14 protein-coding genes are annotated in these 13,507 nt (G+C 70.3%); 6 read left to right on the top strand and 8 right to left on the bottom strand.

All coding sequences use genetic code 11. From position 1 onward, the window contains the following. Nucleotides 1-27 precede the first annotated feature (27 nt). Together K1J57_RS24305 and K1J57_RS24300 are read left to right on the top strand one after the other, a co-directional pair. Nucleotides 28-348 (top strand): SHOCT domain-containing protein, encoded by a 321-nt coding sequence (locus tag K1J57_RS24305; RefSeq protein ID WP_220560954.1) that lies wholly within the window; start codon nucleotides 28-30, stop codon nucleotides 346-348. Between the two features lie 108 nt (nucleotides 349-456). Continuing rightward, entirely contained in the window at nucleotides 457-1,431 is a 975-nt protein-coding gene (locus K1J57_RS24300; RefSeq protein ID WP_220560953.1) for an adenosine deaminase, read from the top strand. A 53-nt stretch (nucleotides 1,432-1,484) separates the two neighbouring features. On the opposite strand, the gene K1J57_RS24295 is transcribed toward K1J57_RS24300, so the two are convergent. The 3 genes from K1J57_RS24295 to K1J57_RS24285 form a co-directional block, all read right to left on the bottom strand. Then, nucleotides 1,485-2,462 carry a DUF2332 domain-containing protein gene (locus K1J57_RS24295; RefSeq protein ID WP_220560952.1) on the bottom strand — a complete coding sequence of 326 codons (978 nt, stop codon included), beginning with the start codon at nucleotides 2,460-2,462 and terminating at the stop codon, nucleotides 1,485-1,487. A 77-nt stretch (nucleotides 2,463-2,539) separates the two neighbouring features. Then, nucleotides 2,540-3,199 carry a DJ-1/PfpI family protein gene (locus K1J57_RS24290; protein ID WP_220560951.1) on the bottom strand — a complete coding sequence of 220 codons (660 nt, stop codon included), beginning with the start codon at nucleotides 3,197-3,199 and terminating at the stop codon, nucleotides 2,540-2,542. 3 nt (nucleotides 3,200-3,202) lie between these two features. Beyond that, nucleotides 3,203-4,162, bottom strand: coding sequence for a GlxA family transcriptional regulator (locus K1J57_RS24285; RefSeq protein WP_220560950.1), 960 nt, complete (start codon nucleotides 4,160-4,162; stop codon nucleotides 3,203-3,205). A gap of 148 nt (nucleotides 4,163-4,310) precedes the next feature. Between K1J57_RS24285 and K1J57_RS24280 the strand changes: the two genes are divergently transcribed. Both K1J57_RS24280 and soxR read left to right on the top strand, forming a co-directional pair. After that, nucleotides 4,311-5,030: an ABC transporter ATP-binding protein gene (locus K1J57_RS24280; RefSeq protein WP_255646561.1), complete on the top strand. Its 720-nt coding sequence runs from the start codon at nucleotides 4,311-4,313 to the stop codon at nucleotides 5,028-5,030. A gap of 5 nt (nucleotides 5,031-5,035) precedes the next feature. Next, the gene (soxR, locus tag K1J57_RS24275; RefSeq protein WP_220560948.1) at nucleotides 5,036-5,524 is read left to right on the top strand and encodes a redox-sensitive transcriptional activator SoxR; all 489 of its coding nucleotides are present in this window, start codon (nucleotides 5,036-5,038) and stop codon (nucleotides 5,522-5,524) included. A gap of 64 nt (nucleotides 5,525-5,588) precedes the next feature. Here soxR and rnhA read toward each other — a convergent pair whose 3' ends face one another. The 3 genes from rnhA to K1J57_RS24260 all read right to left on the bottom strand — a co-directional run bounded on the left by rnhA (nucleotide 5,589) and on the right by K1J57_RS24260 (nucleotide 7,781). Next, nucleotides 5,589-6,044, bottom strand: a complete 456-nt coding sequence (gene rnhA / locus K1J57_RS24270; RefSeq protein ID WP_220560947.1) for a ribonuclease HI — start codon at nucleotides 6,042-6,044, stop codon at nucleotides 5,589-5,591. Nucleotides 6,045-6,594: 550 nt separating this feature from the next. Then, nucleotides 6,595-7,254, bottom strand: coding sequence for a peptide deformylase (gene def, locus K1J57_RS24265; protein ID WP_220560946.1), 660 nt, complete (start codon nucleotides 7,252-7,254; stop codon nucleotides 6,595-6,597). 95 nt (nucleotides 7,255-7,349) lie between these two features. Next, the gene (locus K1J57_RS24260) at nucleotides 7,350-7,781 is read right to left on the bottom strand and encodes an SMI1/KNR4 family protein (protein ID WP_255646560.1); all 432 of its coding nucleotides are present in this window, start codon (nucleotides 7,779-7,781) and stop codon (nucleotides 7,350-7,352) included. Nucleotides 7,782-8,009: 228 nt separating this feature from the next. Between K1J57_RS24260 and K1J57_RS24255 the strand changes: the two genes are divergently transcribed. Both K1J57_RS24255 and K1J57_RS24250 read left to right on the top strand, forming a co-directional pair. After that, nucleotides 8,010-9,275, top strand: a complete 1,266-nt coding sequence (locus K1J57_RS24255; RefSeq protein WP_220560945.1) for a sensor histidine kinase — start codon at nucleotides 8,010-8,012, stop codon at nucleotides 9,273-9,275. Beyond that, on the top strand, nucleotides 9,227-9,874 hold the full coding sequence (locus K1J57_RS24250; protein ID WP_220560944.1) for a response regulator transcription factor: 648 nt from the start codon (nucleotides 9,227-9,229) through the stop codon (nucleotides 9,872-9,874). Before K1J57_RS24255 ends, K1J57_RS24250 begins: the two co-directional genes overlap by 49 nt. 52 nt (nucleotides 9,875-9,926) lie before the next feature. Here the strand turns inward: K1J57_RS24250 and K1J57_RS24245 are convergent, their stop codons facing one another. Then, on the bottom strand, nucleotides 9,927-11,927 hold the full coding sequence (locus K1J57_RS24245; RefSeq protein WP_220565754.1) for an AMP-binding protein: 2,001 nt from the start codon (nucleotides 11,925-11,927) through the stop codon (nucleotides 9,927-9,929). Between the two features lie 200 nt (nucleotides 11,928-12,127). Then, nucleotides 12,128-13,399, bottom strand: a complete 1,272-nt coding sequence (locus K1J57_RS24240; RefSeq protein ID WP_370634500.1) for a multidrug effflux MFS transporter — start codon at nucleotides 13,397-13,399, stop codon at nucleotides 12,128-12,130. Between the last annotated feature and the right edge of the window lie 108 nt (nucleotides 13,400-13,507).

The raw sequence follows: 13,507 nt of genomic DNA, 5'->3' as shown, positions 1-13,507 counted from the left end.
CCACCCGCCCCGCCCACAGTGGAAACCATGAACACCGCAACCGCCGCCATCACCGACCTGGCCGGCCACCCCCCGTGGGGGGACGGACCGCCGCCCTTCGCACCCCTGGGAGCACTCATGTTCTGCCTGCTGCTCGCCGCCGCCGCACTGGCCGCGTTCGTCCTCATCCGCCGCCGCGGCGGCGGACCGCCCCCCTGGGCCGCCGGCCCCCGACCCGCCCCGCCCGAGTACGAGGCCCGCCGCACCCTCGCCGACCGGTTCGCCCGCGGCGACATCACCGTCGAGGAGTTCATGGAACGCGCCAGCGCCCTGAACTGGAACCCCGGACACGACGACACCAAGAAGTGACCCACCCACCGGCGCCCGCGACCCACCAGGTCACGGGCGCCCCGCTGTGCCCACCCCAACACCACAAAACGGACAGACCACGATCAGCGGTACGCCACCATGGTCTGCATGCCACTTCCCAAAGCCGAACTCCACCTGCACATCGAAGGCACCCTCGAACCCGAACTCGCCTTCACCCTCGCCCACCGCAACAACATCACCCTGCCCTACACCACCGTCGACGAACTCCGCGCCGCCTACGAGTTCACCGACCTACAGTCCTTCCTGAACCTGTACTACGCCCTCACCGACGTCCTGCGCACCGAGGCCGACTTCACCGACCTCACCCGCGCCTACCTCACCCGCGCCGCCGCCCAGGGGGTCCGCCACGCCGAGATCTTCTTCGACCCCCAGGCCCACACCGCCCGCGGCATCCCCCTGGACACCGTCATCGGCGGCATCACCGCCGCCCTGGACACCGCCCAAGCCGACCACGGCATCAGCACCCACCTGATCATGTGCTTCCTGCGCGACCGCCCCGCCGCCGAGGCCATGGACACCCTGAACGCCGCCCGCCCCCACCTGGACCGCATCATCGGCGTCGGCCTGGACTCCGCCGAGGTCGGCCACCCCCCGAACGACTTCGCCCAGGTGTTCGCCGCCGCACGCGACCTGGGGCTGCGCCTGGTCGCCCACGCCGGCGAAGAAGGCCCACCCGACTACATCCGCCAGGCCCTGGACCTGGGGGTGGAGCGCATCGACCACGGCATCCGCTGCCTGGAGGACCCCGACCTGGTCGCCCGCCTGGCCGCCGAACGCACCCCCCTCACCGTGTGCCCGATGTCCAACGTGCGCCTGCGCGCCGTGGACACCATGGCCGACCACCCCCTGCCCGCCCTCATGGACGCCGGGCTACTGGTCACCGTCAACTCCGACGACCCCGCCTACTTCGGCGGCTACGTCGACGACAACTACCGGGCCCTGGCCCACCACCTGCACCTCACCCCAGAGCAGCTGCGCACCCTGGCCCGCAACTCCTTCGAGGCGTCCTTCCTGCCCGCCGACCGCATCAAGGAGCTCACCGCCCTGGTCGACGCCCACTGACACCCGCGGGCGGCCACCCCCACAGGGGGACCGCCCGCACACCCGCCCGCCGTTCAGGCCCAGGTCAGCGACTGGCCGTGCTCCCCCGCCCAGGCCACCACCCGCCCGTCCACCGCGACCGTCAGATCCGTGGCCACCGGCGGCCGCGCCCCCTCGATCCACGGCAGCACCCGCCACCCCTCGTACGACACCCAGTGCCCGGGCAGCCCCTCCACCAGCCGCGCGAACCGCTCCCGCTCGGCCAACGGCAGATAGGTGAGCACCGCCCCGTGGAACACCACCGGCGTCACCCCCGCCGGAACCCGCCCCACCAGGTCCGCGACCACCTCCAGCAGATCCCCCGCCACGATCGGCGGCCGACCCGCCGCGGCCACCACCGCCGCCGCGGCCCGCAACCGCTCCCGCCGCTCCGCCTCGTGCGCACCCGGCCAGATCAGCGACTCCAACCACCGCACGTCCCGCTCATCGCAGACGTCCAACGGGTTCAGGTCCACCCCCGCCCGCCAGGCCACCTCCACCACCCGCTCCGGCACCGGCACCCCGCCCGAGGTCGCGCACTCCAGCACCACCGGACCCTCCCCCACCGGCGCCGCCCCGTCATAGGAGTAGGCGTACCGGTCCGGGTACAGGCACAACCCCGCCGAGGCCCCCACCTCCACCAGCCCCAACGGCCCCTCCAACCGGGCCAGGACCGGCAGCAGGGCCGCACAGCGCCGCACCTCGTTGGTCTGGGTCATCCGCTCCAGCACCACCGCCCGCACCCGGTCCCAGTGCTCCACCACCCACGGCCGGAACACCGCCCAACCGTCCACCGGCCCGCCCAGGAACCGCACCGCCCCCAACAGCAGGTGCGGCTGGCGCTTGTTGTCCCCGGGCAGGGCCAGCACCCGCCCCACCATCTCCTCGTCCCCCGCCAGCGCCCGGGCGATCTCCGCATAGGAGCCGGCGCCCCCCGCCTCGTAGTGCTCGGCGAACCGGCGGTACCACGCCCGCACCCGCTCGAACCCGTCCTGCTCGTCCTGCCGGTCCACGGCGACCTCGTCTCACCCGGGGGAAAGGAGTATCCCCCTCATACCCCTGACACCCCGGGGCGGCACCGTGACCCCCCTCACGCCCACCCCGGCCGGTCCTCCTCCCACAACAGGAACCGCCGGCTCTCCCGCGCCAACCCCACCACCTCCGCAGGCGCCTTCTCCGGCGACCCCGCATCGAACGGCGGCGCCGGATCGTACTCCAACGCCAACTGCACCATCTGCGCCCCGAACTCCCCCATCAGCTCACCCGCCAACGCCAACCCCATATCGATCCCCGCACTCACCCCCGCCGCCGTCACGTACTTGCCGTCGAACACCACCCGCTCCCCCACCGCATGTTCCACACCCCAGCGCTCCAACTCCTCCCCCGCCAACCAGTGCGTGGCCGCCCGACGCCCCGCCAACACCCCCGAAGCCGCCAGGATCAACGACCCCGTGCACACCGACGCCGTCCACCGCGACCCTGCGTCCACCGCCCGGATCCACTCCACCAACGCCCCGCCCATCTGCCGCGCCTGCCCCGGCCCACCCGGCACCACCACCACATCCGCCGAGTCCACCTCACCCAGCGCCGCATCCACCACCAGCCCCGCACCACCGGCCGACGCCCGCACCGGCCCCCGCTCCTCACCCACGAACACCGTCTCCACCCCCGGCAACGACCCCAGCACCTCATAGGGGCCGATCGCGTCCAACGCCGTCACACCCTCGAACAGAACAACCGCCAACCTCACGACTCACACACCTTCCGCTCCGTGGAACCTGCTCCGATACCCCGCCGGAGAACACCCCAGCGACCTGACGAACACCCGCCGCATCACCTCCGCCGACGCGAACCCGCACCGCCGCGCCACCGCCTCCACCCCCAGCTCCGAATCCTCCAACCACCGCCGCGCCGCCTCCACCCGCACCCGCTCCACATACCGGCCCGGCGTACACCCCACCTCCCGAGCGAACACCCGCGCGAACTGGCGCACCGACAACCCCACCCGCCCCGCCAACGCCTCCACCGACAGATCCGCCGCCGGATTCCCCACGATCCAGTGCTGCACCTCCCGCACCGCCGGACGCTGCGCCCACTGCGCCGCCAACGGCGCCGAGAACTGCGCCTGCCCGCCCGGCCGCCGCAGGAACACCACCAGGTGCCGCGCCACCGCCAACGCCACCCGCCGCCCCAGGTCCTCCTCCACCAAAGCCAACGACAGATCCACCCCCGCACTCACCCCCGCCGAGGTCACCACCCGCCCCTGGCGCACGAAGATCGGATCCGGATCCACCTCCACCCCCGGGAACCGGCGCGCCAGCTCCGCACAGTGCGCCCAGTGCGTCGTGGCCCGCAACCCCTCCAACACCCCCGCACCCGCCAACAGGAACGCCCCCGTGCACACCGACGCCACCCGCCCCGCCCGCACGCACGCCCCCGCCAACCACTCCACCAGCGCCGGATCCACCCCGGCCCGCGCCCCGTCACCCCCGGCCACCACCAGGGTGTCGATCCGCCCCACCTCCTCCAGCGCCACCGACGGCACCAGCCCCAACCCGCTGGAGGTCCGCACCGCGCCCCCGCCCAACGACCCCACCCGCACCCGGTAGTCCGCCCCCGGCGCCCGCCCGGCGCCCGCGAACACCTCCAACGGCCCCGCCACGTCCAGGCTCTGCACCCCGTCGAAGACGACGATCACGACCTCGTGTCCCATACCCCCCACCCCACCACCCGCCCACCACGTCCACAAGGTCGCACACCCCACGAAAAAGGACACCCCCCGGCGGGGCACACCCCCACACGAGAGGAAAGACACGAACAGATAACGAGAACTCTCACACGCCCCCGACGATCACAGCCCCATGACACCCCACCACCACGAACGGACACCCGTGAGGCTCACCGACCGCGACCGGCTGCACCGCAGCCCCGCCACCACCGCACCCCGCGCCCGCCCCCTCGTCGAGTTCCACGACGTGTCCCACACCCCCCTGCTCTCCCACCTGGACCTCACCGTCCACCCCGGCGAACACGTCGCCCTCATCGGCCTGCCCACCGACCACACCACCACCCTCACCGACCTCCTCACCGGCCACACCACCCCCACCCACGGCCGCATCACCACCCACACCACCCCCCACATCCACACCAGCACCCCCCACACCACCCTCGCCCACACCATCACCGGACACCCCGACCCCGACCCCCACGACCCCCACCTGCACACCGCCCTCGCCCACGCCCACCTGCCCACCACCCCCACCACACCCCTGTCCGACCTGCCCACCGACCTCACCCACCGCCTCCACACCGCCCGCACCCACTACGCCGACCTCACCCACCACCACCTCCTCGTCCTCACCCACCCCGCCCCCGGCGAACACCTCACCCCCACACCCACCACCGGCCTGCTCCAACTCACCGACCGCCCCACCCACACCCGCACCGCCGACCGCATCCTCCTCCTCCACCGCGGCCGCGTCACCGAAACCGGCACCCACCACCAACTCCTCGTCCGCGGCGGCGCCTACGCCCGCCTCTACGCCCTACGCGGCACCCACCGCAACCGCCCCTACACTTGAGAACCGTGCCGCCCATCACCAAGGAACTCACCGTGGGGCAGGTCTCCCAACGCTCCGGCGTGGCCGTCTCCGCCCTGCACTTCTACGAACGCCAGGGACTCATCCACAGCCGCCGCACCGCCGGCAACCAACGCCGCTACCGCCGCGACACCCTGCGCCGCGTCTCCTTCATCCGCGTCTCCCAACGCGTCGGCATCCCCCTGGCCCGCATCCGCCAGGCCCTGGACCGCCTCCCCGACAACCGCACCCCCACCCGCGCCGACTGGGCCCGCGTCTCCGAACAGTGGCGCGACGAACTCGACGCCCGCATCGCCCAACTCGTCCGCCTGCGCGACGACCTCACCGGCTGCATCGGCTGCGGCTGCCTCTCCCTGGACTCCTGCGTCCTGGTCAACCCCGACGACGAACTCGCCGCCGACGGCTCCGGCCCCCGCCGCCTGCTCATCGCCGACGACCCCGCCGACACCGACCACACCCACGACCGCACCGCCTGAACCCACCCCACAACGAAGGGGGGCGCCCCACCCGGGACGCCCCCCTTCACCATGACCCGCCGCCTCAGCGCAGGGCCGCCGCCTCGTCACGGCCGCGCCGGGCCAGCTCGTCGGCCCGCTCATTGCCCTCGTCGCCGCTGTGGCCGCGCACCCACCGCCACTCCACCTCGTGACCCGCCGCGGCCTCCTCCAGCCGCCGCCACAGGTCCACGTTCTTGACCGGCTTGTTGTCCGCCGTACGCCACCCGCGCCGCTTCCACCCCGCCACCCACGACGTGATCCCGTTGCGCACGTACGACGAATCGGTGTACACCACCACCGGCACCGGCTTGGTCAGGCTCTCCAGACCCCGGATCGCCGCCATCAGCTCCATCCGGTTGTTGGTGGTCTGCTCCTCACCGCCGTAGAGCTCCTTCTCGTGCCCGCCGTAGCGCAGCCACACCCCCCACCCGCCGGGGCCGGGATTCCCGCTGCACGCCCCGTCGGTGTACACGATCACTTTCTGTTCCCCGTCGTTCATGCCGGGCAATCTACCGCCCCACCCGATAACAAAAAGGCCACACACCCCCCGAAAGGGGCCACCTACGGCGCCACCACCCCCAATGGAACCCCGAAAGGCCCCCGAATGGCACCGAAAACCCGCCAAAGGCACCCCCAGGCTAGGCCACCCCGCCCGCCGCCATGGAACCGAACAAACGAACGAACCCAGAAGGCCCCGCCGCGCACACCCACACCCTCACCCCCCTCGCCCAAGCCCGCTTCCGGCCCGCCGCCCCGCACACACCCGCCCCCGAGGCGACCACGACACCACCCCCGCCCTCCTCTTCCCCCGCGTCCCCCAAACCACCGAGAACCGCCTCCACCCCGACCCCCAGACCCCACCCACGACGCCCGGATCCACCACCTCCGCACCCCCGGCGCCCGCCCCCCTACACGACCACCGCCGCCCCGACGGCACCGGCCAGGCCGCCCCGGCCGCCCCCCGAAGACAACGAATCCCACCCCGGCCGACACACAAAAAAAGGGGCGGGAGCCCCAGGCCCCCGCCCCGCACACCACACCCCCACGGGCTAGCCGGCGAACTCGCGCTCCAGCTCGGCCGCCCGCTCCTCACGACGCGCGAACACATCGTTGGCCATCTCGTTCATCTTCTTCAACACCCGCTTGCGCTCCCGCGCCGACAACCGGTCGATGTACAACCGACCCAACGTGTGATCGGTCTCATGCTGCAGGCACCGGGCGAAATACCCGCTCCCGCTCACCACCACCGGCTCCCCGTCCCGGTCCACCCCGCGCACCGTCGCACGCTCCACACGCCCCAGCTCCGCATGCGGACCCGGCACCGACAGACACCCCTCGCTCTCCACCACCAGGGCATCCTCGGCCGACCGCTCGTCCAACACCGGATTCACCACATGCCCTACATGACGCACACCCTCATCATCAGGGCAGTCGTACACGAACACCCGCAGGTCCACACCCACCTGGTTCGCCGCCAACCCCACACCCTCGGCCGCGTACATCGTCACGAACATGTCATCGATCAACCGGCGCAGCTCCCCGCCGCCCAGCATCTCCCCCGGCACATCCCGGCAACGACGGTGCAGCACATCCTCACCCGTCACCGTGATCCGCCGCACCGAACCCCGCGCCGCCTCCGGCGCCAACTCCGGGAAGCCGTCCACCTCACGGCCCTGAACAACGGCCGCCACCTGCGACTCATCCGGCATAGGGGTCCCACTCTCACAACGCGATCACCGGCGGCGCACACCGCCGCACCACCCCGCAAAATAGCACGGAACACCAGGTAGACGACCACACACCGTCAACGGAACCACGCATTGCCCTGCAACAGGCACCGCGCCAGATAATCACGCAACGACACCACCACCAACCGGCGCCGATCCGTCTCATGGTCCCACACCACCACACCCGGACCGTAGTCCGTGTGCACATACGCGAACTGCGGCCCCATGTCCGAATCCCCGAAGAAGATCATCTCGTCGAACGGCGCGTACAACTCCAGGTAATCCGGCTCACCCCGCATCGCCAGATTGTCCTCCACCAACCGCTGAGCACTCCACACCACCGCATCCCCGTACTCGTTGACCACACCGTCGGTCTCCCGCAGCAACGACGCCAACTCGAACGGCAACGGCAGCATCAAACGCTTCTCGACCTCGGCCAACGCCGCCTCATCGGCCGGATCACGAAGATCGGCCTCCGGATACAACTCCAGAATCAGTTCACGCCACACACCCCGATCATCACAGGTCATGCCAACACACGGGAAATCGTCAGCGGCGAGTTGCGCCAAAAACCCACACCCACCCAGCCCACAACCCACCCACACCCCACCCAACCACCCCGCACCCGACACCCCCGCACACCCACCACCAGGGGAGCCACCACCACCGACCACCCCACACCCGACACGCCACAATGGAAACCACCACACCCCGAAGGAAGAGGACCCGCACCCACCATGGCCACCGCACACCACCACCGCGCAGGCCCCCTCACCACCCTGGCCTACCTCTTCCTCCTCCTCTCCCAGAACATCGCCGCCCTCCTCCTACTCCCCCTCGTCATCGCCTCCGCCGTCCTCTCCCTCATCTGGATCGGCCTCCCCTTCGTCATCCTCACCGGCCACCTCCTCCGCACCCTCGCCGACAGCCAACGCCGCACCCTCACCCACCTCGACCACCACCGCCCCGTCCACTCCGGCTACCGCCCCATACCCCCCACCGGCATCAACCGCCGCGCCAGCGTCATCATCACCGACCCCGCCACCTGGAAAGACCTCCTCTGGCTCATCACCGGAACCGTCAACATCCTCCTCATCGCCCTCCCCCTCACCCTCATCGGCCACGGCACCTACCAAACCCTCCACGCCCTCGGCCTCACCGGCGGCCCCGCCATCTACGGCTACACCCCCACCGACACCACCGAACGCCTCCTCTTCCTCATCCCCGCCACCCTCCTCATCGCCCTCGGCACCACCCTCGCCACCCCCGCCCTACGCCTCTACACCGCCTTCAACCGCCTCCTCCTCCAACCCTCCGAAAAAGCCCGCCTCACCGCCCGCGTCGCCCACCTCGCCACCAGCCGCGCCAACACCATCGACACCCAGGCCGCCGAAATCCGCCGCATCGAACGCGACCTCCACGACGGCGCCCAAGCCCGCCTCGTCGCCCTCGGCATGAACCTCGGCATGGCCGAACAAATCGTCGAACACGACCCCGCCACCGCCCGCGCCATGCTCGCCGAAGCCCGCGAGACCACCCGCACCGCCCTCATCGAACTCCGCGACCTCGTCCGCGGCATCCACCCACCCGTCCTCGTCGAACGCGGACTCCACGGCGCCGTCCACGCCCTCGCCCTCACCCACCACCTCCCCATCACCGTCACCGTCACCCTCCCCGGCCGCCCCGCCGACCCCGTCGAATCCGCCGCCTACTTCGCCATCGCCGAACTCCTCACCAACACCGCCAAACACGCCGACGCCACCCACGCATGGGTCCACATCAACCACGGAGACGACCGCCTCGTCATCACCGTCACCGACAACGGCCACGGCGGCGCCGACGCCGCCCCCGGCAGCGGCCTCGCCGGCATCCGACGCCGCATCGACGCCTTCGATGGCACCATGAACATCACCAGCCCCACAGGCGGCCCCACCATCGTCACCCTGGAGATCCCATGCGCGTTGTCATCGCCGAAGACCTCGCCCTCCTCCGAGAAGGACTGATCAAACTCCTCCAAGCCCACGACTTCACCGTCGTCGCCGCCGTCGACAACGGCCCCGACCTCCACAAAGCCCTCACCCACCACCACCCCGACGTCGCCGTCGTCGACGTCCGCCTCCCCCCCACCTTCACCGACGAAGGCCTCCAAGCCGCCATCTCCGCCCGCGCCCAGATCCCCGGCCTGCCCATCCTCGTCCTCTCCCAGCACGTCGAACAGCTCTACGCCCGCGAACTCCTCTCCGACGACACCGGAGGCGTCGGCTACCTCCTCAAAGACCGCGTCTTCGACATCGGCCAATTCATCGAAGCCGTCCGCCGCGTCGCCGCCGGCGGCACCGCCATGGACCCCGCCGTCATCTCCCAACTCCTCGCCCGCCAGGACAGCCAAGGACCCCTCGGCCAACTCACCCCCCGCGAACGCGAAGTCCTCTCCGAAATGGCCGAAGGCCGCTCCAACTCCGCCATCGCCGGACGCCTCTACATCACAGAAAAAGCCGTCAGCAAACACATCAACAACATCTTCACCAAACTCGACCTCCCCCCCTCCTCCGACGACAGCCGCCGCGTCCTCGCCGTCCTCGCCTACCTCAACGGCCAATGAACACACCAAAAGGCCCCGGAGCACAACGCCCCGGGGCCCATCGCACCCCCGCCTACTGCTCCCGACGCACCCGGTACAACCCGTCGATCTCCTCCGAGAACGCCCGCAGCACCGCCTCACGCCGCAACCCGCCCGACGGATGCACCAACCCCGACTGCACCGTGAACTCCTCCGCCAACACATGGAACGACCGCACCGCCAAATGCCGCGGCACACTCCGATTGGCCTCGTACACCAACCCCTGCACCTCCCGCAGCAGATCCCGATCCCCCGCGATCTCCTCCGGCGCCATCGACAACGGCCGACCGTTCACCAACCGCCAATACTCCAACTGATCCCGCACCAACGTGATCAACGCACTCGCGAACGGCCGACCCTCCACGATCACCAACACCTGGCTGATCAACGGATGCGAACGCAACCGCGCCTCGAACCCCGCCACCAACTCAGCATCCGACACCACCTCCGGCTCCGCCTCCACCACAGGCAAAGCCATCGTCGCGTCCGGCTCCGGCACCGGACGCTCCACCACCTCCACCACCGGCTCCGCCTCCACCACAGGCTCCACCACCGGCCCCTCAACGACCGGCTCCGCACCCGCCACAGCACGCGACCCCGCCACGAACCGGCCCGGCACCTCCTCCACCGCCGCCTGCCCCCGCAACCGGCCCCTCACCCACACGAACCCGTCACCGTCCACCGACCCCGCGAACCCCGTCGCCAACCACCCCTCACGAAACGCCGACCGCGTCCCGCCCTCATCACCCCAATACCCCGCGAACACCGCACCACCGCGCACATGGGCCTCACCCTCACGCGACACCCACACCTCGCGCCCCTCCAACGCACGCCCCACAGAACCCGGCACCCGCGCCCCCACCGCATTGGCCGCGAACGCCCCCGCCGTCTCCGCCGTACCGAACACCTGCACCACCGGCACCCCCACACCCCCGTAGAAGGAGTCCAACCGGTCCGACAACCCACCACCCCAGCACACCACCAGATGCGCCCGGTCCCCCAACATCTCCCGCACCTTCGCGAACTGCCAGTCGTACATCGACCGCGACAACCGCTGCCACGCACCCTTCTTCGGCGAACGATCGAACTGCACCGCCGCGTCCACCGCCGAATTGAACGTCCCCAACGAATCCCACCCCGTCGACCGGGCGCTCCCCCGCTCCCCCTCGAAGACCTCCTCCAACACCCCCGCACCGCACACCACCACCGACGGCCCGAACTCCCGCACCCGATCCAGGAACCGGCCACCACCCCCCAACCCCAACCGCACCCGACCCACCACACACGCCAACACCGTCGCCAACCCCTGCACCTGCGACAACGCGGCATCCGACAGAGCCGTCGCCTTCCCCGGCCCCAACTCCGCCACCCGCGGACCCACCCGATCCACCACATCCGCCGCCGCCGACACCAGAGCACCGTGCGACAACGCCACCCCACGCATCCACCGCGACACCGTACTCACCGGATACAGCACCACCGCCACATCCTCCGGAGCCGTCGCATCCCGACGGAACCGCACCGACGAAGCATCCATGTACGCACCCAGCGACACGATCTCCGCCAACCCCGGCTCGAACCGCCACACACGCCCCAGATCCGGCAACTCCCGCTGCAACGCCGCCACCACCCGCAGCGACCCCTCACCCTCCACCACAGCAGCCGCAGGACGCGTCTGACGCACCGCATGCGCCACCCGCTCCGGACCCGCCGACACCGGCAACGGCACCAACACCGCCCGCACCGACCACACCGCGAACGCCAACCTCACCCAATCCAGATGATCGGCGCACACCACCAACACCCGGTCGCCCTCACCCACACCGGCGGCCACCAACCCCTTGGCCAACCCCGTCACATCCGTCGCGAACGCCCCCGCGCTCACCGACCCCCACCGACGACCGCCCCGACGCCCCTCCTCCGGCACCGAGAACAACTCCGCGTGCGCATCATCGGTCGCCATCTCGTAGACCAGGTCGCTCAACCCGGCCACCCGCCGAGCCCACCCACCGGAGCCGACACCCGTCTCGCCCATGACCACAGACCACTCATCCTCAAACAGCGTCGAAGAGCACGGACCCCACCGGCCCGCACAGGACAGACATCCCGCACCAAGGGGGAAATAGTTCCCCTACAATGCCCAACCTCCCCCACCCACGGCAACATGGAGAGACCCACAAAACACAAGGCCCCATGACCCCCGCACAGGGTCATGGGGCCCGACACCCGAACCGATCACACCCGGGCACGCACCGCCGAACGCACCGTCCACAAGAACGCCACACCCGCCAACGCAGCAGCCCCCACCATCACCACCGACATACTCACCAACGACGCCTCACCCGACGGGGTCAACCCCGCCAACGCCGCCACACCACCACCCAGCGCGAACTGCAACGCACCCATCAACGCCGACGCCGTACCCGCCACCGCCGCCGGCTGACCGTCCAACGCCGTCACCGTCGCATTGGGCATGATGAAACCCGTACTGAACATCATCAACGCCAACAACGCCACCACCAGCCACAACGACGCCACCCCCGACACCGCCGCCACCAGCAGACCCGACACCGCGCTCAAACCCACCACCAGGCCCAGACCCAAACGCCGCAACGTCTCCATCCGACCCACCAAGAACCCGTTCACCTGCGTCCCCGCCAACATCCCCAACGAGTTCACCGCGAACAACCACGCATACGTCTGCGCCGAAACCCCCAGCTCCTGCTGCGCCACGAACGAGAACGCCGACACATACGTGAACAACATCCCGAAACCCAGACCCAACGTCAGCACCGGCCCCACGAACCGCGCCTGACGCACCAGACCCGCCACCGTCGCACCCAGCACCCGCGGACCCTGCGCACGCCGCTCCGCCACCGGCAACGACTCCGGCAACCACAACAGCACCAGCACGAAGCTCACCGCCGACATCGCCGCCAGCACCCAGAAACTCAACTGCCACGGCCCCACCAGCAACAACTGCGCACCCGCCAACGGCGCCAACAACGGAGCCAGCATCATCACCAGCGCCAACCGCGAGAAGAACCGCACCGCGTCATCGCCCTTGAACAGGTCCCGCACCACCGCCCGCGAGATCACCGCCCCCGCCGCACCGGCCACACCCTGCACGAACCGCAACACCACGAACAACGTCACATCCGGCACGAACACGCACAGCACCGACGTCACCGTGAACACCGCACCGCCCACCAGCAGCGGAACCCGCCGCCCCCAGGCATCACTCATCGGCCCGATCACCAACTGACCGACCGCCAACCCCAACATGATCGAGGTCAACGTCAACTGGATCTGCGCCTCGGACGCCCCCAGATCCTCCGCGATCTGCGGAAACGCCGGCAGATACATATCCGTCGCCAACGGACCCACCGCCGCCAGCACACCCAGCACCAGGACCAGCAACACCACCGACCGGCGCGCACGCACCGGCGGCGCACCCTCGGCCGCCACCGGCCCGGGAACCGTGTCAGGGGAGTTCGGGGACTGCACAGGCCACTCCAAAAGATCTCGACGCGATCGAGGAAGAGAAGTACACAAAGCGAAAAGGGCCCCGGCGCGTGGGAGCGCACCCGAAAGGGGCCACTCCATACCAACACC

The sequence above is a fragment of the Nocardiopsis sp. MT53 genome, from assembly GCF_019598965.1.
Lineage (GTDB): Bacteria > Actinomycetota > Actinomycetes > Streptosporangiales > Streptosporangiaceae > Nocardiopsis > Nocardiopsis changdeensis.
The sequence above is the reverse complement of the archived record's forward strand: the minus strand, read 5'-3'. Positions and strand labels throughout refer to the sequence as shown.